Consider the following 24,183-nt stretch of genomic DNA (forward strand, 5'->3'; position numbering starts at 1 on the left):
CGCTAACCTATTAAATTGCATAGAAAAAGCATAAAAGTGTCAGATAGATTTCAAATTCTTAATCAGATTAATTGGTTGACACGATCGTCTGAAAAGAGTCTACTCGCTATGACCATCAAGTCCGATATTTAAACTTGAGGCAACAACAAAGGAGAGGAATGCAAGAATGATAAATAACAATAAACGTCATCTGGCGATGGCTATCAGAGCAATCAACACACTGGCAATTTCAGCCGCCACTTTGGCCTTTGCGCCAAATGTACTGGCGCAAGAAGAAGGTCTAGACCAGCTAGAAGAAGTGGTGGTTACCGGTATTCGTGCAGCACTAGCCGGTGCACTGGATCAAAAGCGCGACGCCAACAACCTGGTTGAAGTTATTCAAGCCGAAGATATCGGTAAGCTGCCAGACCAAAACTTGGCAGAAGTACTGGAGAATATTCCCGGCGTCCAAATTACTCGAACGGCCGGTGTCGGCACTGGTGTTCAAATTCGTGGTACCAGCTCCAACCGCACCGAAATTAACGGCGTATCTACCGTGGGCTCGGGCGCTGGCCGTACCGGCATCGCATTTGAAGACGTATCAGCTTCGATGATCGCAGCCGTTGAAGTGGTTAAAGCGCCGCAAGCTAAAACTATCGAAGGTTCTGTTGGTGGCACTATCAACCTAAGAACCATCCGTCCGCTCGAACTGAAAGAGATGTTAGCAGCAGTGCGAGTACAGGGTGAAGACAGCAGCCTGTCAACCGATGGCATCAAACCCAGATTATCGGGCACCTGGGGCGACATGTGGGAAACAGACGCCGGCGAATTCGGTGTGGTCGTCAGCGCTAGTTATGCAGAATCAGATGTGACCGCCTTCCGCCCACGCGCTGATCGAGACAACTTGGTAACCTCTGATGGCGGCGCAGCCAGTGCTCAATCATTTGATTTTTTACCTATTCAGTTTTTTGTTCAGGATTACGACAACCTCGAGTTCAAAACCACCAACTTTGCCGGTTCGTTTGAGTGGGCACCTAACGAGAATGTAAAACTGTATTTCGATACTGTCCTGAATGACCAAGAGCGTTTACAAGAGAGCTCTAGGGTACAGGCATCAGGGGTGAGCAGACTTATTAATGAATCTATTCCCACAGACTTTGAAACCGTCGACTTTGGATCACTAGATGGCCAACACATAGGTACAATCCAAGCGGCAACTAAGGGTATTATTCAGACGACTGCAGACGGTAGATACCCTAACCTACGCATGTCAACAGATACCGGCTCGCGTAAAACAGATAGCCAAATTTTTAGATTGGGCACAGACTGGAACAAAGATAGATTCTCAGGTCGCGTTGAGGTGTCAACCTCATCTTCCGATACGCTGAACCCTACCTTTGACACCACGATTAACTTTTTAAATCCGAACGAGCCACTTAACTCCTCCAATGAAAACGGTACCCCATTCCAGTACGACTTGACTGGCAACTCGCTAGCCTTTGGTATTGCCTCTGGTGAAGCTAACGCGCCATCCAAGGCCCAACTACTCGATCCAGCAAACTATATCCTACGCGATGTTAACCAAGCACAAGACAAAGTAGAAAACCGCGAAGACGCATTTAAGGTTGATTTTTCTTACGATTTAACCGATTCAATGCCCTTCATTACCTCTGTCGATGCGGGCTACCGCTATAACGTGTCGTCAAGCCTCAATGATGAGTACTCATCTAACGTTGGCCTAAGAACCTTAGCGGAAAGTCCAACGGGTGATCTATTCGCGGGTATCCTCACGGCTGGCCCAGACAACTTTGATGCAGCTGACGGCAGAGACCTATTCGTTAAAGATTTTCTTGTTATTGACCCAGAGCAGGTAAATTCTGATCCAGAAGGTGTTTTGGCGGTAATCAATGCGGCAATTGTGGCAAACAATGCCATCACTGGTGCAAATCGTGCACCCATTAGCTCGCCAACATCAACCACCACCGCCTACTTTGATATTGAAGAGAAAACAAACGCTCTTTATGCGCAGGCGAACTTTGAGCATGGTATTTTCCGCGGCGATTTCGGTTTACGCTATTTGGAAACTGACGTTAACTCAACTGGTAACTCCGTGGTCAACGGATCAGTGACGCAAGCCACAACTAAGAGCAGCTATGACTTTTTGTTGCCAAGGCTCAACGTAGTAGCAAATGTGCGTGAAGACGTGCTTGTTCGCGCAGGCTGGTCTAAGGACATCCGTCGTCCTGACTTTAACGACTTGTCGACCTCGGCCTCCTTCTCCACCAGCCCCAACCCACCAGTTGTTATCGGTAACCCAGATTTAGTGCCGGAAGAGGTCACGTCTTGGGATCTCGGTGTTGAATGGTATTTTGCGCCTGCAGCGGTAGTTAGCGTGGGTTATTTCCAGAAAGACCGCACTAATCTACACGTTAAAACCCAAGAAGATCCTGCATCAGCCCCTGGTACTGGTTATCGGGATACCACTGCACCTTGCGAAGGCGGCGGTGTATTCAACCCCATTGCAGACATCAACGTGTTCGGCCCAACACCGGGTGTAGGTGTGTGTGTTCCAAGACAGACAACCATCAATGGCGCAGGTAAAACCACCCAAACAGGTTGGGAGTTCGCGGCTCAATACGATCTATCGAACTTCGAAGACGAGCTTGGCTGGGCATCAGGGTTCGGTATTGCAGCCAACTACACCATCCAGAAATTTTCCGGTGGCGACGAGTACCTTACTGCATCAGGCCGGTCAGTAGATGTGTTTACTGCATTAGGTGCTACTGATGTGAGACTGCAATATCCCCTGTTTGACAACTCTGAGGATGCCTACAACATCACCATGTATTACGAGAAATATGGCCTCTCAGCCCGAGCTCGTTACACATGGCGCTCAGCTTATTACACAGAAGATTTTGGCAGCACCTCTAGCTACCCTTGGAGCTTTCCCGCTATTCAGGAAGCCCGTGGTCAGCTTAATGCCAGCGTCAACTATGATGTAACCGATAATTTAGCGCTGGGACTCGAGGCGGTAAATATCACTGAATCTTCGGTACGCCAATCGTGCGTGAATGAAGGCGCTCTCCTGTGCTTCGAAGGTCTCACTGATCGCCGCGTTACTTTTGGTGTGAGCTATAAGTACTAATTAACTTTTTAGTACGCTTCTAGAAGGCCGGGAATTTATTCCCGGCCTTTTTTTTGCGTTAGAACTTTAACGCCAATTAAAGATACAGCGTCTCCATCTAATCAACTCAGCGTGCAAGCAAGTGCTTTACCATCGCCTCGCCAACGCCATGAGCACTGGCAGGATTTTGACCCGTGATCACGCGCTCATCCTCAATGACAAATGCACGCCACGGCTGCACCTTGTTATATCGGGCAGCATGTCGCGCCAAGGATTCTTCCAGTAAAAATGGAATCTTACTAATAGTACCGAAATCCACTTCTTCTTCGCGGGTAAAGCCCGTCACTGATTTATTCGCCAATAGTTTTTCACCGTTACTTAAGATAATCGGCAATAGTGCTGCTGGGCCATGGCAAACAGCGGCTAAAAGACCGCCAGCTTCATAGTGCTTCGCACTCAGTGCAGCAAACGCCTCATTCGTCGCCAAGTCAGACAGCAAGCCAAAACCACCTGGGTAAAAAATCGCAGCGTAATCGTCAACATTTATTTGAGAAACAGGCAGGGTATTGTTGATACGGTTTTGGAATTCATCGTCCAACAAAACCCGGCTGTTTACCGCATCGTCCTCAATGTCGGTGCCATACAAAGGGGCTTTACCGCCTTTAATCGACGCCAACTCATAGTCAAACCCAGCGCCCAAGAGCACGTCCAGCGCGTGGGTAAGTTCAGGCGCATAGGTACCGTTGGCCTCATCGGTGTCGCCTAGGGTTGCGTGATTCGTTAATGGGATAAGAATTTTCTTCATACGTCACTCCAATATTGGCCAAGGCTTAATCACACACCCTGACGTTTAATTACCGTGCAAGTAGGATAATTACATACACATCGAACGTTAATACATTAAAATGGCAAATCATTATTGCTATTTAGCAACAATAGGGGATGCGATGGACAGTTTTGATGGTGTTATCGAGTTTGTCGCCGTGGCTGAATGCCACGGATTCGCTGCCGCTGCCAAGCAGTTAGGCTGCAGCACAAGCCACGTTAGCCGCCAGATATCAAGACTTGAGCAGCGCCTAGGTAGCGCCTTGCTGGCCAGAACAACGCGCTTAGTCAGCTTGACCCAGTCGGGTGCGGTCTACTACCAACAGTGCAAAGAGCTAGTCGTGGGCTTGCAGCAAGCCAACGAACAAATCAGCCAGCAGCAATTTCAGCTAAATGGCACATTGCGGGTCAGCGGCGCCGGCCCATTTGCCGAACAATTTGTTGCGCCGGCCTTAATGGCCTTTGCCCAAGACCACCCAGAACTGACTATCGATATGGATTTTAATAGCCGTATCGTCAATTTCGTTGAAGACAACTTTGATTTCGCCATCCGCTACGGCAAGCTAGCCGATTCAGGGCTCATCGCCAGAAAGCTAGCCAGCCGTTCCATGATGGCTGTAGCCAGCCCTGGATATTTGCAACGACATGGCATACCTACACACCCCAAGCAACTCACTATCCACAGCTGTTTAATTTCAAATAATGACCACTGGCAATTTGAGCACGAGGGCGTCAGCCAGAGTATTAAAATCAGCGGACGCTGGCGCAGTAATAACGCCCATGCCGTCGTTCAGGCCTGCCAGCAAGGCTTAGGTATTGCCTACATGCCCAAAAGTAGTTTTAAAACATTGGTGGAACACGGATTGTTAACACCGGTGTTAGAACCCTATTGGAGCAAAGGCGCAAGCAGTTGGATTGTGTATCAAAATCGCCGCTTTCTGCCCTTGCGAGCCAGGCTTGCCATTGATTATTTGATAGCGTACTTTTCCGAATGGCGGGAATAAGATCGAATTCCACAAGCCACAGGCGTCGCCAAATCCATACCGGCAAAGGCTCATCCGTTAATACCACAGCGGGCTCAAAAGCCTTTGTCTCCAACCAATAAAAATGGCGGCTCGGCTATATCATCGCTGAAACATCTAACGACAGTCACCGCTAAAATTTTTCAATAGGAAATAAAAATGCGCATTTCACCAGTTTTTATCGTTGCAATATTAGTCAGCGTCAATGCCTACGTCCGCGCTGCGCCAGCACCTGCTCAAGAAGCCTTTTTCAACAATCTAAAGCATTTATGCGGTAAAGCCTTTGCCGGTAAAGTGTCTGTGGACAACGCCCCAGGCGGTGGCTTTGATAACAAATTACTGGTCATGCATATTCGCCAATGCGACGACAACAAATTACTTATACCCTTTCATGTAGGCGATGATGCCTCCCGCACTTGGGTAATCACTAAAACCGACACAGGCCTACAACTCAAGCACGACCATCGCCATAAAGATGGCAGCGAGGATGCGCTCACACAATACGGCGGTCACACCCTTGAATCGGGCTGGGCACAGGTTCAATCCTTCCCGGCCGATCACGAAACGAAAGAACTGTTTGTGCGCGAGGGTATTCCCCAATCAAACGGTAACACATGGCAGATGTATATTTACCCAAAAGTCTTCACCTATCGAATGGTGCGCGAAGGCCGGGAGTTTAAAGTGGATTTCGATTTAACCAAACCAACCAAAGCGCCAGGTGCACCTTGGGGTTGGGAATAACCACCATCAAGAAACGAGACGTGCCATCTGCAGCTTGGCAACATTGAGATGGCAACAACACCGACGTCACCAACGTCACTGAAACTAAAGGCATTTATATTTACGGGTTTAGCTATCGCCAGACTCCATAATTTCCTTTAGGTTGCGCAGCGACTTTACCGGCACCTGCGATAAATTAGCCCTAACCAGCCAATCGGGTAACGCACCGGCGGGGTCGATAAACTGGGTCCATTCAATTCGTGTTTGAGCACCCCTAGGTGTTAACAGAAAAGTTCCGGTGGCCCGCTCTACTCGAACATAGCGGGTGTTTTGGGTTTGGGCACAATGGCCATCGGGATTATTGTCACAATAACTGGGCATAGCTGTCAGATTAATCGCAACCTGCTTGCTCTGATCATCCCGCGTAATTTTGGCTAACATGATCATATCGCGCCCACTCACCACCGGCAGCTTGGTCACCTGATAAATATAGGCTGTACTGAAATCATCCATAGCAATAACGCTACTCTGCACACAGCCATGCACCCATTCTGCGTGCCGACCAAAATCCATCAGGAAATTCATCACCTTATCCACCGGTGCATCCACCTCAACAGTGGCTCTGAATTCAGGCAGCGAGGCCACAGGCCCCATGCGCGTGTAGTACTTTAACTCGCCTTGCTCTTTTTGTAGCTGCCAATCCTTGCTAACCGTTGCGCAAGCGCTAAGGGTAATCACCAATAAAACTAGGCAAAACAATCTAGGTCGCAATCTTCTAATAGATGGACGGGTCACGATAAGTCATCCTGAAATTAATGAATTGTACGCCAACTGCTGTAGTTCAACGACGCAAAAAGGCGCCGTTATGAATAGATACGGGGCAGCAAAGAATTAAGTTGCAACAAGTTTCACACCATAAGCGCAGCTAAGCTCATGCTGCTACAGCAGATAGAGCGTCGTCTACCTTTGCACTTCTGTATCATCACGAATCACCCAGCCTGCCCTTTTCTGTGTATTTTGAAGTTACTGCCATAGAATCAACACTTTAGGTATACCCTATTTGCTTGTAGCATATTCAACACTTAAAATGCACTGCAACTTTTTCCTGATCCGCGCCGTATAGATTTGTAAGGACTACTCCCTTGGATAATGAAGAATTGGTGAACCTTTTGGCTCGCTGCGCGCTGCGGGATCAAAAAGCCCTGGCGCTACTCTACCAAAAGACGGCCGCCTATCTAAATGCGGTAGCCTATCGCATGTTGGGCTCAAGCGATGCTAGCAACGACGTGCTGCAAGAAGCCTTTGTTCAGATATGGGACAACGCGACAAGCTACATGCCAAGCCAGGCCAAGCCCCTAACCTGGATGAGCAGCATTGTCCGCTATCGAGCTATAGATAAGATCAGGCATGAGCGGCGCCATCAGAATCGGCCGCCAGCAGAAGAAGAGGCCAATATACTTCTAACTACACCCGATACCGACACACAAGAGGACATCCACCAACGCTTTCGTCTAAACGAACAATTACAGAAGTGTTTCGAGGTGATGAATGAAAATTTTAAACGCAGTGTACAACTCGCCTATCTTCAGGGTTATTCACGTGAAGAGATTGCAGAAACACTTGGTGCCAACGTCAATACTGTAAAATCCTGGTTACGGCGCGGCGCTGCCAATCTAAAGGCATGCTTAGAAGGCACACATGGGGGTAAAACCCAATGAATAACTCAGACGACAACAAGGCTCTGGCATTTGAATATGTGCTGGGAACCTTAAGAGGCGAAGAGCGAGACGCTTTTGCTAAGCAATTGCGCTCGGATGACGTAATAGCCAACGAAGTACGCTATTGGGAGGCTGCGCTGCTACCGGCGCCGGAAAGTGTCGCGCCACTGGCACCTAAACCGGATACCTTTAAAAACATCCAAGCATTGTTAGACGTCCGCCAATCCCGCGCCTCGCCGCTGCAACCCGTGAGCTTCTGGGAAAAGCTTCTACCCTGGAAAATGGCAACTGCCTTGGCTTTTTCTATGCTGCTGGTGGTTAGCGGGCTACTCGTTAACAACACAATACAGCAACAGACAATCAGTGATGCACCCAATGCCGACTATGTCGCCGTTCTATTGAATGACGCGAACGAACCGGTATTAACAGCATTAACCGCCAATGACGGTAGCAAGTTATGGTTGAAGTGGGAAAACTGGCAAACACCGAAAGATCATAGCTTGCAGCTGTGGTCGCAATCGCGAAGGGACGGTGAAATTCGCCCGCTGTTGGTTTTCGATAGCGCGGAGCAACTTGAGGAAGTGGAACTAGATCAAGCAACCTGGCGCCTGATCAAAGACTCCTCACACTTGATTATCACGCAAGAAGACATAGGTGGATCACCGATTGATGAACCTAGCCAGCAGATTATCGCAAAGGGTATTTGCATTCGGATCGCCAACAAAGATGGTCGAGCATAGAGCATCATGATGAGAATCAAAACGTCGAACTGGCGAACCTACTTTTTATCCTTATGCCTTTCCTGTTTGGCAAACATCTCGCAGGCCACAAACATTCAGGTAGTAGATACCGCGCTACAAGCGTGCCTGAACAAACAGGCGAAGGCGAATAACTGGTCTCAACCGGCCCAGTTCACAGAGATCTCCTGCCACGGTGAAGGAGTAAAATCTCTCGAAGGTTTACTGCAGTTTAAAAACCTTGAAACCTTGTCGCTATACAATAATAAATTGGCACAGATTGATATCGACTTGAGAAACTTATCCAAGTTAAAAACACTTAACCTTGCACGCAACCATTTAACCACGGTCGATATTTCAGCCTTAAACCAGCTAGAAAATCTATACTTGTTTGCCAATCAACTTACAACGCTCGATCTTTCTGGCCTGCCAAAATTAGCAGTTTTAAAAGCCAATAATAATGCGCTTACCCACTTCAGCTACGCCAACACGCCCAAGCTCAAAAAAATCTATATTTTCAACAACCAGCTAGAAACGATAAATATTTATGACCTACCAGCGTTACAGTACATGGACTGCCGAGAAAATCCGATGCCCGACGAACTTTATGACCAAATGGATCAGACAGACAATGTCACCTTCCTTCACGACGGCAATGCCGACGATTGGTAGATGTATGAACGCGCTGCCGTTGTTGATGGTAACACTGGTGGCGTCTCAGCCCGCTACATCGCTCGAATACACCCTAGATAAGCATCGGTTCGAACTAGGGTTCCGGCCACGTGTCGCCTCGGTTGAAGGTGCTGAAGATGCGCGGGCAGCATCGGTACTGTTACGGGCAGGGGCCAGGAGCCATTGGAGCGATACCCTTTCCACACTGCTTGAAATCGACACTGTCGCCTTGGGCTGGGAAGATGAATTTAGTAACGGTGAAAACTTCAATGGAAAACCCGTTATACCAGACGTTGGAGGCATAGACCTCAATCAAGCGCTAGTGCGCTATTCACCCACCAATAGATTACAACTAAGTATCGGCCGGGAAGCGGTAAATCTTGGTAACGAGCGCTTTGTCGGCACAAACAGTTTTTGGCAAAATGAACAAACGCTGGATATGGCAGGGTTTAAAGTCGATTTTGCATCGGCATCCAATGTTAGCTACCGCTATGTCACGAATGCCAATAGAATTTCTGGCGATGAAGCAGGTAAGTACCTCAGCCCTTCAGATTCAAATTTCGAGCAAAACAATGGACTTAGGCCAGCACAATTTCTCGGCGATCACGGTCATAATACACACTTACTTTTCGCTGAGTTCAAAGAGTGGGACTACTCACGCCTACAAGCCTATTACTTAGCTATCGATATCGAAGACGCGCCAGCACTGTCTAATGACACCCTTGGCCTGCGTTACGAGTTCAAAGGTAGGCTGAATAACCTACGTACACTCGCTCACGCAGAGTACGCATTTCAAGAACGACCGGACGTCGATAGAAACAACATGATCCGCTACTACAATATCGGCGCCGGTTTAGGTTATCGTTCAAGTGAAATCAGCTTGAATATTGAAACACTGGGGGAAAACTCTGGCACCAGCTTCGCCACACCCCTGGCCTCATTGCATGATTTTAATGGCTGGTCTGATCAATTTTTAATTACCCCCGATGGCGGCTTGCGAGACTATTCAATTCAATATATCTGGCGTAAAAACCCCTGGAAAATTGACGCCCGTTATCATGTCTTTCACGCCGACGATAATAACGCCCGTTATGGCCAAGAATTTGACCTCGACCTTTCAATGAATATGAGTCGCAATGGCACCTTACTACTTCGCTATGCAGACTTCATCGCTGACGACGATAACTATGCGAATGAACGACGCATATTTTTGATGTACATTTATAACTTATAACCCTACAACCTCGCCTAAGGCCTCTTAGCCGAGCACTGCTCGGCTAAATATCACTGCTGAAAAAAACACTAAGGTAAATGCCTAAACACTAGATGTATGAAAGAGCCTGCTATTTGCGCCCTAAAATGCACTGTCTATGCCATTAGTCCTTGCGCCAAAAGCGCTTAAACTCATATTGATTAAGGCCCAACTGGGAAAAATAGTAGGTATAAAATAAGTACCGAAGAAACTCATAGCACTTGTGCCTATCGTTAAACCAAAACTCACCAAAGTTCGGATCAAATACGAGAGCACCCTCGTTGCCACCGCCAACGTAGGCTGAAATGGCATGCCCTGGCCTACCTCTTTCCTGTGAATGCGTTAACGCAATTAACGCATAGGCACCATTGATATGCTCAAGAGACGAGGTAATTGCCGCAACACTCAGGTCACCCCTGCCATGACCCAACTCCTTCAAATTATTCTGACGCCACCAGGTTTTCTGGTAGGGATTCGTCAAGTTCTTCATACGCCCTTGCTCGAAGGCCATAAATCGTAGAATGTCGACTTGGATAGGCGCGACGCGCATAACACTGGTGTTATATCCACCTACATAGTTAGCAAGATGATCATCTAACGCATGATATAAAATCCAGTAATTTGTTAACGCCAAACAAATGCCATCGCCCGTTATATGCCCGTAAGCGGCGTTTGATTGGGTGAAGCGCCACGTCAATATGCCTCCAAAGTTGTTGGTTGCTTTATCGTGGATTATCTTCATAAATCGATAAGTGTCTGACATAAATCATATCTCCAATTCCGTTGGTATAAATTCGCCGCAAGGCTTGCTTGCAAGAGAGATACGGAACCAGCTGCAAAAAAGTTGCAGGCTAAACCTTTAGGGCTTTAAATCGACCACTAAAATGCCAAAAGCCCACCTGAGCACCACTTTCGCCAATGAAACAACCGCAAAAATTGCGTCCATTGTCACTGATAGCGCTGACGTATAGGAGTACACCACTTCATTGCCTACTTCGTAGGCTTGGCAGTGGCATGCAGAAAGGCAGAAGGTGCTGAGTCTCTAGAAAGATCGCAGCGTCAGGGGCGCCGAATCATAGATTGGCTTAATCTCGGATGTTGAGTAGGCGTTACTCAGGACTTCACCCCACCCTTCGTTAGGTCACTAGGGTTTAAAATTCGCTCAAGTTCTGAGCGACTGAGATTTGTCTCCTCCACCGCCACATCAATAATCGTGCGACCCGATGCGTAAGCTTTCTTAGCAATAGCAGCCGCCTTTTGATAACCAATAAGCGGATTCAACGCAGTCACCAAAATAGGATTTCTAGCCAAGGCTCGCTCAATATTATTTTTATTAACGGTAAACCCGCTAACGGCTTTATCCGCGAGTAATCGCGTGCTATTGGCCAATAATTCAATGCTTTGCAGCAGGTTGTAAGCAATCACCGGCAACATAGCATTTAACTGAAAATTACCCGACTGCCCCGCTACCGTTATAGTAGTATCATTACCCATAACCTGTGCCGCCACCATGGTAATCGCTTCGGGAATAACGGGGTTTACTTTGCCAGGCATAATTGATGAACCCGGCTGTACAGCTTCTAATTGAATTTCACCTAACCCCGACAGCGGGCCCGAGTTCATCCAACGCAAGTCATTACCTATTTTCATTAAGCTTACAGCCAAGGTTTTTAGTTGGCCCGACAGCGCAACGGCCGTATCTTGGCTGCTTATACTGACAAAAAAATTCTCGCTAACGGTAAATTCAACAGCGCAAAAATCACTGAGCTCTTTAACAAAACCAGCGGCAAACTCAGGGGACGTATTAATGCCGGTACCCACCGCCGTGCCACCTTGAGCAAGAGATTTTAGCTCGGGTAATATGGCTTGGAGCCGGTGCTTACTCTGCTGTATCTGCCCCGCCCAAGCACTAAGCTCTTGGTCAAATCGAATAGGCATGGCATCCATTAGATGGGTGCGCCCCGTTTTTACATAACTCTCCAGCGTTTTTGCCTTTTCTATCAAGCTTCGATATAAAATATCGAGCGCTGGCAGCAATTCTTGCTCAACGGCCAAAACAGCACTCACATGAATAGCGGTAGGTATCACATCGTTACTACTCTGCCCACTGTTAACATGATCGTTCGGGTCGACTTTTTGATTCAAGATTCTACTGGCTAAGGTTGCAATCACTTCATTGATGTTCATATTAGTGCTAGTACCGGAACCCGTTTGAAATACATCCACTGGGAACTGCTCACCATGCTGACCGGAAAGCATTTTATCGCACGCGTCGACAATAGCATCGGCAATAGCAGCATCTAATAACGTAAGCTTTTTATTAGCAAGCGCGGCACAACGCTTGATCTTCGCTAAGGCGTGAATAAAACGGCTTGGCATCTCCAAGCCGCTAATGGGAAAGTTATTAACTGCGCGTTGTGTTTGGGCACCGAATAGCGCACCGGCCGGAACCTCTACCTCGCCCATGCTATCCGTTTCAATTCTGAATTTACCCATAACACCTCCTAAAAAAATCCCCACCAATGCAATACATCACCAACTTTATAAACTTAGTATTCACACAACTCGCGACTCATTGATGCCAAGCATCATTAACTGGGGATGCCACTGAGCTTGGCCAAACTAAAACCGCTAACGCTATTCATGCGCAATAGGTTTATCGGTGAATAAATAGTCTTTCAGCTCCTTATCAAAGCGAGCATCTTTTCGCCTGATCCACTCGAGCACCATTGCTGCATGTTCTTTCTCCTCGTCGCGATTATGGGCAAGAATCGCCTTCAAGGCTTCGTCTTTACAAGCATCTACTCGCTGATTATACCAATCCACGGCCTCGAGCTCTTCCATTAGCGATGTGATGGCTCGATGCATATCTCTTGTTTCGTCGCTGAGCTCGTCTATAGGCTCGTGATAACCTTCATTTGACATAACTTACCTCGGTAACTGTTGTTTTAGCGTACTAAAATAAATGGAAATAAATACCTAGATCGCGCAAGTAGCGTCCTAATACTAGCAGATTTACAGCCTCGTCAATTTCAAACTAACAATCAGCTTACCCATGCTAACCAATAGCCGGATTAGCGACGACTAAGGCACATAGCTAGAAGGTTACTAAACCGCTCTAAGCTGGAGAGGCTTCTAGGCACTATCTTAGAGTAATAGCTTTTCATTTTATTGAGGTAAATCACAGACACTCCTCACGCCGCAAAAAAAAGGGGGCTCATTTGAGCCCCCTTGTGGGTTTCAGTAAAACCGGGCATTAGTGCCTAGTATGACAGCGCCCGCGTTTGTCATGGTTATGATGACCGCGATGGCGACACCGATTTTTCTCCATAGATAAGGTCACAAGTACCGGATCATGATCTGAACTGCGATAGTGGCCAACACCGGTAAAATCGATTTGATCACCGTTAGCAGCGTTGTAATAGCTCAACGCTTGATCGTATTGCAATTGATAAAGCTCAACACCATTGATATTCCAATGGCTGACATCTACCACACGCTCAGCCGCAGCCGGTGATGCCAATACATGGTCAAGTGAACCCACCTGATCTGAACCGTAAAAGAAGTAGGAAAAGCCCTGCGGGTCATACACATCCTTGAGCGAAACCAAGCCATAGGTTTTAGTAACTTCGGCAGCCAGCGTATTGCCAGCTTGCGTATTCACCGCACCTTTTATGGTATAACCGCGCGCCTCGGCTGAGTAATCCGTTAACACCGCAATGGGGTCTTCCTGGCTGTAGCTATTGAGATCACCAATGACCAAGCGCTTTTCTGGCAATGGCATCTGCTCCAATGCCTCACCCAAGGCCACCGCAGCGGACACGCGCAGCGCGTTACAGCTGCCTTGCGCTAAGGTGAGATCAGTCGGGCTATTCTCATCTTCATAACAGGCCGAGCCTTTCGATTTAAAGTGATTGACCACAACGGCAAAGGTATCGCCCGTGTCGCGATGCACGAAGCGCTGCACCAAACTATTGCGCATGGCAACCACGGCGCCATTGCTCTCTTGCCGTGGCAATTCAATACCCTCCATCAAACCCAGTGCCCTCACTTTTTTGTGTTTATAGATAATGGCATTGCTGATGGCATCCGTGCCCGTTGCGCTCTCATCAACACTAAAGGCATAACGATACACTGACCGGCCAACTTCCCGATTCAACGCCGTAACCAAGGAGCGAATGGCACTTGACCTACCGAAGCCATCATTTTCTATTTCAATTAAACCGACAACGTCGGCGTCCAACACGGCCAGCGCTTTGACAATCCGGGCTTCCTGTAATGCAAACTCTTCTGCATTTCCAGCGCCGCGGTTCTCTGGATAGCTAAAGGTGACACTGCCATCGTCGAGCACTTTGCCATTGAAATAGTTGAGTACATTGAAACTCGCCACCGATAAATTACCATGGCGAATATCCGGTGCCTCTTGGCGACTCGACACAATAGCAAAGCTATCTTTACTGGGGTTGATACGGTAAGCGCCGAATGAAAAATTCAGCGGGCCAGTGGCCGATACGACATCGCCAACACGTGGCGCGTTGGCATAGTTAAGGCCATCAACATTTTCTGTCGAATAGAAATCAATGCTATCTGGGTAGCTAGCGTCAACACTATCTTCAACAAGAAGAATGTTAGCCGTAGCATTCGCAACCGCCTGTTGATATTCAGCACTTAAAGGTACCGCCACATCCGTTGGCGACCACTTCAGATCATCACTGATAAACATTTCACCGTACTTGGTGAAATTGTCCAAGCTGAATATCTTAGCGTTATTAACACTGGCAACCATACCCTCAAGACTTTCCAAATTTACTAGCCCCTCATAGGGCATAGGAACAACTACTGCGGCAACCATTTCATCCGCTAGGCCGCAGTCAAGCACCTCGCTCGCTTTAATCTGGCTATTGCCATAATACTCACCAGCCTCGCCTAGAACGCGAACAATATGTTGCTTAATAACTTGGCCTGGAAAACTGCCAAAGATAAAAATACCTTCCGAGCTGGCACTGTTGTCATCATAATCGGCTGCCTCCTCTTGCAGGAAAAAGCCATTGCTGCGCAACCCGGTCACGATACCTTCAACCACCACCTGCTCACCGGCATTCGTCACCGAGTCAGCAGTACCCTGCACACCACTAATCAACGTGGCAGGCTCTGAACAGGCGCCAATTTCGAGTGTTTCTCCATTGCCAGTACCGTCACCATTGCCGCCACCTGAATCACCAATATCGCTAAAACTGGCAATGGGCATGGCACTCACAGCGCCGGCATTATCTAACTCACCGTCCCAGGCATCCGCTCCGCTAAAGCGCCATTCACTCGCAGCGAAAACGCCATGATTGGCAGCACTGCCATTGTTGCGATAGGCCCAGCCGTCTTGATGATCCCAAGCCGTGCCAGTGCCATCCACATTAATGTCGCCGAACTGATCGATAACAATACCGTCTTTAAAAATTTCGATGGCATCATCGCCGTTTATGTTGGCGGTAGAGTCATTAAATAGGTAAGTAGGCGTGAAGCCAAAATAGTCGGTAAACCCGTCAGAACCGTAACTCGAAGAATAGCTGGTGACATACAAGTAATTCCCTGCCCCCACTTCAATAGCTGGAAAGGTCATCTCTTGGCCGTCTGAACCGCCGCCATTATTCGCCGAGCCCGCGCCATAAATACTCAGGTCCGCTATATACGCATCGGTATACAACTCGAAACCTTTCGGCAGGCCGCCCGGCAAGGGGCCGTCAAACACACCGGTAATAACAAGATCAGCTTGCGTCTGCAGCGATAGCGCCGCCAACACAGCGGCAAGAATGCCATGATTTTTCATTAACAATATCCTTATTCGCGTTATAAGTGGGCAGGCTTAAAGGTAAGCCAAAACATGAGATAAAACGGTTAACGGGCGCATTTGAGCAAAAGCAAATGACGAACGAATAGCATTTACATGACGCTTATAAGAAACATTTATGACGAATAAAATATCTGCAAATATACGCCTAAAAAGCCATTCTTTTCGCTGAGAAAAGTGTGACAAATTTACTTAATACGCCGTCAAAAACACGTGATCTTGCTGAGAACAAAGATCTATAAATATATCGCTACCCATCGAATCGCTAGTCTCGCCGAAGAAACACACAGGCTTAGCGTGCCGTCTAACTGGCAACACCCATTTCCTGTCACATAAGTGCAACAAAAAATTCATTTAATGACAGCTAAGTCGTGCCGATAGCACCTTAATATCCTTGGTTAAATGACCCCTATGCTCAATCTCAGTGTGCGAACCAAACTTATATTACTGATCTTATTGCCTTTGATAGTCACCTTTACCTTAGCGCTTTTTGCTCAGGCTCAATTGAAGGCGGTTGGCAATGCCAGTCAGCAGATAGCCAAGCAACGGTTGATGCCGCTGTGGCAGCTCAGCCAGCTGTCGCAGATGTATACCAATGGGGTTATCGATACAGCGCACAAAGCCCGTGCGCAGATGCTGTTGTGGTCCGAAGCCGAAATGAAAATTAAGACAAGCCGCACGGATATTCAACGCGCTTGGGCAACCTATTTAGGCAATACATTAAGTGCGGAGGAAACTGACATTTTACGTCGGGCCGAGCCATCGATAAAAACGGCGGATCTAACAATCGCTAAATTGGAACAATTGATCAGCGACCAATCATCCTATGAACTGGGCAACTATATCGATTTAGAGATGTATAGCGGCCTAGAGCCACTGCTTAACAATCTAGACCAACTTATCCTGATTCAAGGCGAGCTAGGGGCGAAAGCCGCAGAAAATGCCTTACTCATGTCCAACCAAGCCAGCGCAACATTTTTTTCCTGGGTTGCCGGCCTTGCTCTCCTCTTACTCATAGCTGGCTTTTGGGTATTCCGCAGTATCAGAAGACCCATGACACAACTACTAACAACTATCACCAAAATAGAAAGGGACAAAGATCTGACGCTACGCACTCACATTGCCGATGGCAATGAGTTTGGCGACATGGGGCGCCGCTTTGATCGCATGATGACGACTATTGGTAGGTTAGTTAATGACATTCAAACAGTAGGCGATCAATTAAGCGGCGCGGCGGGTACGCTTTTAGACACCAATCAAAACAGCGGCCAAAGAATTAATCAGCAACAGCTTGAAATTGATCACGTATCTGAATCGACACAGGCACTCAATGCCTCAGCATCCGTTGTCTTAGAACAAGTTCAAGAAACCGAAACAGCAACAGATGCCGCCGATAAGGTTGCCGGAAAGGGGGCATTTATTATTAAAGACGCGATAACGGCCATCACCGAGCTATCGAATACCGTTACCCTAGCAGCGGCCAGTATTCAAACCCTGCAAGTAGATAGCGATAGCATCGGTGGCGTACTGGAAGTCATCAAATCTATTGCCGAGCAGACCAATCTTTTGGCGTTAAACGCAGCCATTGAGGCCGCACGAGCCGGAGAACAAGGAAGGGGGTTTGCCGTAGTGGCGGATGAGGTTAGGCAGTTAGCGAGTCGCACCCAGATATCCACCAGCGAGATTCAAACCATTATCGAAAAGCTGCAACTGGGCACTCAACAGGTCACACGGCAAATGCAAGCAAGTGAAACGGCGGCACAAGATAGCGTACAAAAGGCACGCGCCGCCGGCGAAGCCATTGTTGAAATTGAGCGCGCCTTTAGCACTATCAGTAAAGCCAGCCAACAGATATCAACCACCGCCAACGAACAAAGAGCACTAGCGGAAAAGGCATCAAAGCGTACGCAAAATGCCAAACAGTTGGCAGCCGGCAGTGTTGCATACGCAGACGACTCAGTTCGAGCCAGTCACCAAGTCGCGGACATGGTGGCTAAGTTAAAAATTGAATTGAGCCAATTTAAAGCTGAATAATACGAGTAACTTTGAACAACCGGCGCCTAATAATCTAGCGTGAACGCTATTCAAACCCAATAAATTCAGCGCCTAGTGCACAGGTGCCTGAGGTAGCCACACACTCACACGCAGTCCACCCTGCTGGCGATTTTGCAGGCTCATATGGCCGCCATGAGCTTCGACTATTTCACGACACAATGGCAAACCTAAACCCGTACCCGACTGTTTGGTGGAATAAAAAGGCAATAGGGCTTGATCTAACACGGTGGCAGACATGCCGCTACCGCGATCGTCAATATGCAGGCAGAAGCCACGCACCTCGGCCCGCACCTGTTCGGCAATAGTTAAACAGATCGCATCACGGGGCGAGCCAGACTCGTGGCTGTTTTTCAATAAATTAAGCAAGACCTGCTCGAGTTGCACCAAATCAAAATAACCCACGTTGCTCGGCAGTGGCGCACCTAAGGTAAAGGGGTAGTGTTGAGCTAACTGCTCCGTTAATCGGCTCCAATCAACTTCGCTGGGCCGCGGCAAGGGTAATTTAGCAAAGCGCGCATAGTTATCGATAAACTGGCTTAGGTGTGCGGTTCTATCTTCGATGGTGTCGAAGATCAACTGCAATTTTTCATTATTCAAATCGCGGGTGAGCATGCGCCCTGAGTTAACCATCGACGCGATAGGCGCCACCGAATTATTGAGTTCGTGGCTGACAATGCGAATCACTTTTTTCCAAACGGCAACCTCTTGGCGATTTAGTTCGCGCGTCATATGTTTAAGTAATATTAGATTGTGACGCTGATTATTTAACTGAAAACGGCCACGGCTTAAATGCCAGGTTTCCAACTCTTCGCCCATGGAAAAGAGTACGTCTTCCTTACTCGTCAACGCCTGCGCCAGTTCGGCCGGCACGTCCTTAAGCAGTACTTGAAGCGGTAAGCCTTCCATCTTGCTACTTTGATAAAACAAATGGCGCGCCGCAGCATTGGCGTAAATGATACGATCTTCGGCGTCCAACAGGAGCATCACATTGGGAGAGCTTTGAATAACCTTATCGAGCAGGAGCTCGCGCTGATAAATATACTGCCGCTCTTTACGCAAAATATCGGCGGATTCATTGAACAATTGTGCCAGTGCCTTTATCTGGCTATCGCCTTTAACGGGTAAGTTAACGCTGAAGTCATTGTCTTTAAAGTTCAGCAGGCCAATCTCTAACGCAGACAAACCTTCGGCCAAATTACGCGTCACCCAAGCGAGGCCAATCCAGCACACAGCTAAACTCAGCGGTAACGCCAACCATCCTAAAACGCCGTTCAACCAGGGCTGACTGAATAGCCATTGCCCGAGTCCGATACCCGCTGCGCAAGCAATAAGACCACATCCAATTATTTTTGTTCGGAGTTGCACGTTTAATCTGCATCCATTTTTTGAGTAGCCCTTAGCTGTCATCAAACAAGCTCGACTCGGTAAAAATTAAACAGCCATCAATGTCTCTCAATGCCCAATTTATCCATGCGCCGATAGAGTGACTGCCGACTCATACCAAACGCTTTAGCCACTCTAGCGATCACGCCGTCGTGCGCTTGTAACGCAGCCTCTAGCTCGGGCTTCGTTATTTCCACGTCTTTTAGATGGCCAAGCTCGGTAGCATCTTGGCTTTCTAGCTCTGATGATGGAACCTCGACGGATGAAACAAAATTAGCCTCACTGCCAGTAGCCACAACACCAAAATCAGCGGCACACAATTCAGATGAGCTCGCCAATAAAACCGCACGTTTACACGCATTTTCAAGCTCCCGCACATTACCTGGCCAAACATGGTTAACCAGCGCCCTTTGTGCAGGCTTACCAATCGTGTGTGTAGTGCCAATAAAGTGTGATGCCAAAGGTAAAATATCATCGGGTCGCTGGGCTAAGGGGGGCAACGCCAGCTCTACCACATTGAGCCGATAGTAGAGATCTTCTCGAAAACTACCCCGCGCAATCGCCTCGGTTAAATTGGCATTGGTTGCGCTTAATACCCGCACCTTAACTTTGCGGGTTTTGTGGCTGCCCAAGCGTTCAAATTCACCGGTTTGTAAAACCCGCAGTAATTTAACCTGGCCAGAGAGGGGTAAATTGCCAATTTCATCTAAAAATAAGGTTCCGCCATCAGCCGCTTCGAAACGGCCGATTCTTGCTTTCGTCGCACCGGTAAATGCACCGGCTTCGGCACCAAATAACTCGGCCTCCATCAAATCCATCGGCAAGGCACCCACGTTAACCTTAATAAATGGCTGGTTCTTTAACGGTGAATTGGCATGTAAGATATCGGCAATTTTTTCCTTACCTGCGCCGTTCGGCCCGGTAATAAGTACAGAGACATCCGAGCGCGCTAACTGTAATGCCAAATCAACACAGCGCTGCATGGCGCCACTACCGAACACTAAGCCGCACAAATCGGCGCCAGCTATCGCTTGCATCCGCTCCGTATCCACGCGCCTAAGCTTGCGGTTGGCGCGCGACATTTTATGCAGTGCCACTAAGTTGCCAATACTGGTAAGCAGCTTGCTGTCGTCCCAGGGCTTACCCATATAATCTGCGGCACCGGCTTTAACCAGTTCTACAGCGGTTTCTAATTGGGTCCAGGCCGTTATCAAAATAATGGGAATATCGGGCTGAATTTCTCGCAAACCATAAAACAAAATTTTGCCATCTTCACCCGACGTGGTATCGCGGGTGAAATTCATGTCTTGTATCACCAAATCAATATCTTGCGCAGCAACCCATTCGAGCGCGGTAGCGGCATTATCGCAACTTATTGCCCTATAACCATGCAGCTCTAACATCAAGGTAAGTGCACTGCAGACCGCTTTGTTATCGTCGACGACGAGAATAGTATCCATAGAGTGTAATCAACATTGACACGAGCAAGTAAACTAGAGGACAACGTTAACCCAAAGCACAACAGATTTCTAACGCTATTGTGCTTGGGCTAATGTCAAAGCGGTTAAACGCTACGGGTTGCAATAGAAGGCGAAATATTCGCTGCAATTCGGGCCGGCAATATAACCGCCAAGGTGGTAACGATAAAGAGACCTGCAAGTGTAGCCACTGGGTACACGGGAGCTAACATGGGCAGATCATAAAGCTTCATTAACTGCTGCCCGAGCTGAAACGCAAGCAATACGCCCAAAACCCCACCCACCAAGCAGATGATATAGTTTTCCACCAGAAAGAAACTGACGATATCGCGCTTGCGCGCACCCAATGCTCTACGGGTGCCGATTTGCTTGGTGCGTCGCTGAATATTGAACATCACCATGCCAGCCAAACCCAAAGACGTAATCAGCAACAACAGAACCACCATGAGGGAAAGCACAGTCGCCATCAACTCGTGATTGCGATACACCTTGGTGCGGTGCTCGCTGATGGTGGTAAAGCCGCGAACAACGCGATTGCGATTATCCTTATGCAAGGCCAGGGGAATGCTTTCCTTAAGTTGAGCTATGGCACTTGGCTGTGCACGCACCAAAAACTTGGTAAATGGAAATTCCAACTCTACGTTCAAGATAATGCTGTTATTCAAATTATTACTGTCAACCCAGGCTCCTTGCAGGTGCTCAACCACGCCAATAATCTCGACCGGTTGCTGACCGAACTCGCCCATATAAATATGTTGCCCGAGTGCACTTTCCTCACCCCATGTGGCCTTGGCAAATGCAGCGCTGACAATAGCGCGGTTGGCAAGATCTGGACTACCGGAAAAAACCTCTTCTTCATAGAAATTTCGCCCCGCAATCAATTTCAAGCCCAGTGTGGAAATCATATGCTCATCGCCGTAATAGGCGGCGGCTCCCTCGGTATCTTTGGCCGTGGCCTCATCGTCGCCCATCGTAAACGACGTCATCCAACCACCACCGCTGAGCGGCGTCATGCTGGTACTAACAGCATCGATGACACCAGGCAGCGCGCGAAGCGTTTCTACGTCGCGCTGGTTTTGTTTGCCGAACGCTACGCTTTTATCAAAATTGTAAACATTGAAATCAAACACCTCAGACTCGGCAATACCCGATTCCCGCGCCATCAACGACAGCCGCTCGCTGATAATAAAGCTCGCATTGGCAACAATGGTCACCGAGAGCACAATTTGAATAAGCAATAACAAAGGACCACTTTTACTGCGCAACAAGGTACTAACGATCGGTTTAATATGTAGCATCACGCGCTCCTTTTATTGGCTCTTCAAATAAACACTGGGGTTGGTTGTGCAAATGCGCCAAGCTGGGTAAATACCGGCTACCAGCGACGCGGTTACCGCAATAGCGGGGGCGACAAACCACATACTGTAATCTAGCTGTGTAAGAGATGCTTCCAGCTCGAAGCGGGCAGACAAGGTAGATAATGCAGCCCAAGCCCAGAGCAGGCCAAGCACGCCGCCGCCCAAGCCAATCAAGCCAACTTCAATCATATGCTGGGAAAATATTTGTCCGCGGCTAGCACCTATAGCACGCCTCACCCCAACCTCAGACGCGCGCTTGAGGAACTTGGCTAACAACAGGCCGAGCATATTCACCAAGCACACCAGCAGAAACAAAACACTCAAGCCAACCAGGATTTTGTTATCTTCCGGCACTACTTTATTAATATCTAGCCACTCAGCCACATCGGAAATTTCGCCACGGGCATCGTCTCTCTCAAAGCGGCCTATGAGCTTCTGCTGCTCAACATATCGCGCGAGCCACTGTTTGTAATCTTCAATTTGCGCCGGGCTATTGAGCTCCACCCAATACTGAACCCAATGCATTTCAGATTGCAGCCGTTCCGCGTAAGTATTAATACTCTCATTTTTCCAGCTTTGGTTATTGCCCCAACTCTGGTACTCCTCTATCGGTGCCAAGGAAAAGGGCACAAAAATATTTTCCGACTCGTCAAACGCACCATTATTAACATCGTAATACTTTGGGCTTGGGTTCCACGTTTTTGTTACACCTACAATTTGATAGGGTTTGCGATCTAGGTACAAGGTATTGCCAACACTATTCTTACCCTCAAACAGTTTTAGGTTAAGGGTTTCACTGATCACTAGCTGATGCCTAGGGTTAACATCCACGTCTGCATCCCAAGTGCCGCCATACAAAAAAGCAACGGAAAATAAGCTGAAGAAACTGCTATCAGCCACCCGAATCTTCTCCAATAGGGGCACAAACTCAGGATCGTCCGTTTGCACGGCGGCGCCCGAAGCAAACATTGCCGTCTGCCGCGTTGGCACCTCGCTGCTGCGCAAGTTAAATGCGTCTTGGTAGGTGATTTGTTCGTTTATTTTTTCCCAGGTGTCGTTGGCCTGACTCATCAACCGAACCTCAAACAGTTCGCTTGAACGCTCGCCCGCCGGGTTGATAGAGGCCATCTGATAAACGTTGAGCGTGGTGATAGTAATGCCGATTCCGATGGAAATAGCTAACACCATCAAGGTCGACAAAAACGGGGTGCGCTTGATACTGCGCCAGCCTAAATCTAAGTAATAGAAAAACATCGATCTTCTCCTTAAGCTTGTACAGCGTCGGCAGATTCGGGCTCAGCGGCGCGCTTAGCGGCCTGCTGATGGAACATAGTGAAGTCACACACTTGGCCATCCACTATCTGAATATTGCGCTGCGCACGGCGCGCTAGCTCTACGTCGTGCGTTACCATGATGATGGTCGTACCTGCCTGATTAATGTTTTCCAGCAGCTCCATCACCTGCCGCGCCATCAAGCTGTCTAAGTTACCGGTGGGTTCATCCGCCAGTAAAAAGCGCGGCTCGCCGGCCAAGGCTCTGGCGATGGCCACGCGCTGCTGCTGACCGCCGGACAATTGCGACGGCAGGTGTTGCATCCTGGCGGCCAAACCCACCTGCTCTAGCGCTTGGGTCATGCGGCGCTTGCGCTCTTGGCTGGAAAAACCCCGGTAGCGCAGTGGCACTTCCACATTTTCCGCTAAATTTAGATCGGGAATGAGGTTGAAGCCTTGGAAGATGAAGCCAATTTTTTCATTGCGAATAGCCGCACTTTTATTATCACTCAGGTTGGAAATGTTAACGCCGTCGAGAAAATAGTCGCCGAGGCTAAAGCCTTCGAGTAAACCGGCAATGTTTAAGAAGGTGGTTTTACCCGAGCCCGATGGCCCAGTTACCGCCACGAACTCGCCTTCGTTAACCGATAAATTAAAGTCCCGAAGGGCATGGGTTTCCACTAGATCCGTTTTATAAACCTTACTGATGTTTTTCATGAGTAGCATAATTTTGCCCCTTTCAATGTC

The 24,183-nt window shown here is 48.3% G+C and carries 19 protein-coding genes; 8 read left to right on the forward strand and 11 right to left on the reverse strand.

The window, feature by feature from the left end; translation table 11 throughout:
• Positions 1-166 precede the first annotated feature (166 nt).
• Positions 167-3,124: a TonB-dependent receptor gene (locus QWY82_RS18255; RefSeq protein ID WP_290265240.1), complete on the forward strand. Its 2,958-nt coding sequence runs from the start codon at positions 167-169 to the stop codon at positions 3,122-3,124.
• A gap of 106 nt (positions 3,125-3,230) precedes the next feature.
• Here the strand turns inward: QWY82_RS18255 and QWY82_RS18260 are convergent, their stop codons facing one another.
• On the reverse strand, positions 3,231-3,908 hold the full coding sequence (locus QWY82_RS18260; protein ID WP_290265242.1) for a type 1 glutamine amidotransferase domain-containing protein: 678 nt from the start codon (positions 3,906-3,908) through the stop codon (positions 3,231-3,233).
• A gap of 142 nt (positions 3,909-4,050) precedes the next feature.
• On the opposite strand from QWY82_RS18260, the gene QWY82_RS18265 reads away from it, so the two are divergent.
• Positions 4,051-4,932, forward strand: coding sequence for a LysR family transcriptional regulator (locus QWY82_RS18265; protein WP_290265244.1), 882 nt, complete (start codon positions 4,051-4,053; stop codon positions 4,930-4,932).
• Between the two features lie 177 nt (positions 4,933-5,109).
• The gene (locus QWY82_RS18270) at positions 5,110-5,691 is read left to right on the forward strand and encodes a hypothetical protein (protein ID WP_290265246.1); all 582 of its coding nucleotides are present in this window, start codon (positions 5,110-5,112) and stop codon (positions 5,689-5,691) included.
• Between the two features lie 108 nt (positions 5,692-5,799).
• On the opposite strand, the gene QWY82_RS18275 is transcribed toward QWY82_RS18270, so the two are convergent.
• Positions 5,800-6,465 carry an START domain-containing protein gene (locus QWY82_RS18275; RefSeq protein ID WP_290265248.1) on the reverse strand — a complete coding sequence of 222 codons (666 nt, stop codon included), beginning with the start codon at positions 6,463-6,465 and terminating at the stop codon, positions 5,800-5,802.
• Positions 6,466-6,812: 347 nt separating this feature from the next.
• On the opposite strand from QWY82_RS18275, the gene QWY82_RS18280 reads away from it, so the two are divergent.
• From QWY82_RS18280 to QWY82_RS18295, 4 genes are read left to right on the forward strand one after another with little or no spacing between them, the layout of a single operon-like run.
• The gene (locus tag QWY82_RS18280; protein WP_290265250.1) at positions 6,813-7,388 is read left to right on the forward strand and encodes an RNA polymerase sigma factor; all 576 of its coding nucleotides are present in this window, start codon (positions 6,813-6,815) and stop codon (positions 7,386-7,388) included.
• On the forward strand, positions 7,385-8,128 hold the full coding sequence (locus QWY82_RS18285) for an anti-sigma factor (RefSeq protein WP_290265252.1): 744 nt from the start codon (positions 7,385-7,387) through the stop codon (positions 8,126-8,128). The genes QWY82_RS18280 and QWY82_RS18285 overlap by 4 nt, the downstream gene beginning before the upstream one ends.
• Before the next feature lie 6 nt (positions 8,129-8,134).
• On the forward strand, positions 8,135-8,797 hold the full coding sequence (locus tag QWY82_RS18290; protein WP_290265253.1) for a leucine-rich repeat domain-containing protein: 663 nt from the start codon (positions 8,135-8,137) through the stop codon (positions 8,795-8,797).
• A 4-nt stretch (positions 8,798-8,801) separates the two neighbouring features.
• Positions 8,802-10,031 carry a hypothetical protein gene (locus QWY82_RS18295; RefSeq protein ID WP_290265255.1) on the forward strand — a complete coding sequence of 410 codons (1,230 nt, stop codon included), beginning with the start codon at positions 8,802-8,804 and terminating at the stop codon, positions 10,029-10,031.
• A gap of 142 nt (positions 10,032-10,173) precedes the next feature.
• On the opposite strand, the gene QWY82_RS18300 is transcribed toward QWY82_RS18295, so the two are convergent.
• The 4 genes from QWY82_RS18300 to QWY82_RS18315 all read right to left on the reverse strand — a co-directional run bounded on the left by QWY82_RS18300 (position 10,174) and on the right by QWY82_RS18315 (position 15,870).
• Positions 10,174-10,812 (reverse strand): YopT-type cysteine protease domain-containing protein, encoded by a 639-nt coding sequence (locus QWY82_RS18300; RefSeq protein WP_290265276.1) that lies wholly within the window; start codon positions 10,810-10,812, stop codon positions 10,174-10,176.
• 350 nt (positions 10,813-11,162) lie between these two features.
• Positions 11,163-12,545, reverse strand: coding sequence for a class II fumarate hydratase (locus tag QWY82_RS18305; RefSeq protein WP_290265279.1), 1,383 nt, complete (start codon positions 12,543-12,545; stop codon positions 11,163-11,165).
• A gap of 141 nt (positions 12,546-12,686) precedes the next feature.
• Positions 12,687-12,974: an encapsulin-associated ferritin-like protein gene (locus QWY82_RS18310; protein WP_290265281.1), complete on the reverse strand. Its 288-nt coding sequence runs from the start codon at positions 12,972-12,974 to the stop codon at positions 12,687-12,689.
• Between the two features lie 331 nt (positions 12,975-13,305).
• Positions 13,306-15,870, reverse strand: a complete 2,565-nt coding sequence (locus QWY82_RS18315; RefSeq protein ID WP_290265282.1) for an ExeM/NucH family extracellular endonuclease — start codon at positions 15,868-15,870, stop codon at positions 13,306-13,308.
• 432 nt (positions 15,871-16,302) lie between these two features.
• On the opposite strand from QWY82_RS18315, the gene QWY82_RS18320 reads away from it, so the two are divergent.
• On the forward strand, positions 16,303-17,925 hold the full coding sequence (locus QWY82_RS18320) for a methyl-accepting chemotaxis protein (protein ID WP_290265283.1): 1,623 nt from the start codon (positions 16,303-16,305) through the stop codon (positions 17,923-17,925).
• A gap of 72 nt (positions 17,926-17,997) precedes the next feature.
• Here the strand turns inward: QWY82_RS18320 and QWY82_RS18325 are convergent, their stop codons facing one another.
• The 5 genes from QWY82_RS18325 to QWY82_RS18345 form a co-directional block, all read right to left on the reverse strand.
• On the reverse strand, positions 17,998-19,311 hold the full coding sequence (locus QWY82_RS18325; RefSeq protein WP_290265284.1) for a sensor histidine kinase: 1,314 nt from the start codon (positions 19,309-19,311) through the stop codon (positions 17,998-18,000).
• Between the two features lie 77 nt (positions 19,312-19,388).
• Positions 19,389-20,789: a sigma-54-dependent transcriptional regulator gene (locus tag QWY82_RS18330; RefSeq protein WP_290265285.1), complete on the reverse strand. Its 1,401-nt coding sequence runs from the start codon at positions 20,787-20,789 to the stop codon at positions 19,389-19,391.
• A gap of 104 nt (positions 20,790-20,893) precedes the next feature.
• Positions 20,894-22,105, reverse strand: a complete 1,212-nt coding sequence (locus QWY82_RS18335) for an ABC transporter permease (RefSeq protein ID WP_290265286.1) — start codon at positions 22,103-22,105, stop codon at positions 20,894-20,896.
• Positions 22,106-22,117: 12 nt separating this feature from the next.
• The gene (locus QWY82_RS18340) at positions 22,118-23,419 is read right to left on the reverse strand and encodes an ABC transporter permease (RefSeq protein WP_290265289.1); all 1,302 of its coding nucleotides are present in this window, start codon (positions 23,417-23,419) and stop codon (positions 22,118-22,120) included.
• 11 nt (positions 23,420-23,430) lie between these two features.
• Entirely contained in the window at positions 23,431-24,162 is a 732-nt protein-coding gene (locus QWY82_RS18345; protein ID WP_290265290.1) for an ABC transporter ATP-binding protein, read from the reverse strand.
• Positions 24,163-24,183: the final 21 nt, after the last annotated feature.

The organism is Simiduia curdlanivorans, from assembly GCF_030409605.1.
Taxonomy (GTDB): domain Bacteria; phylum Pseudomonadota; class Gammaproteobacteria; order Pseudomonadales; family Cellvibrionaceae; genus Simiduia; species Simiduia curdlanivorans.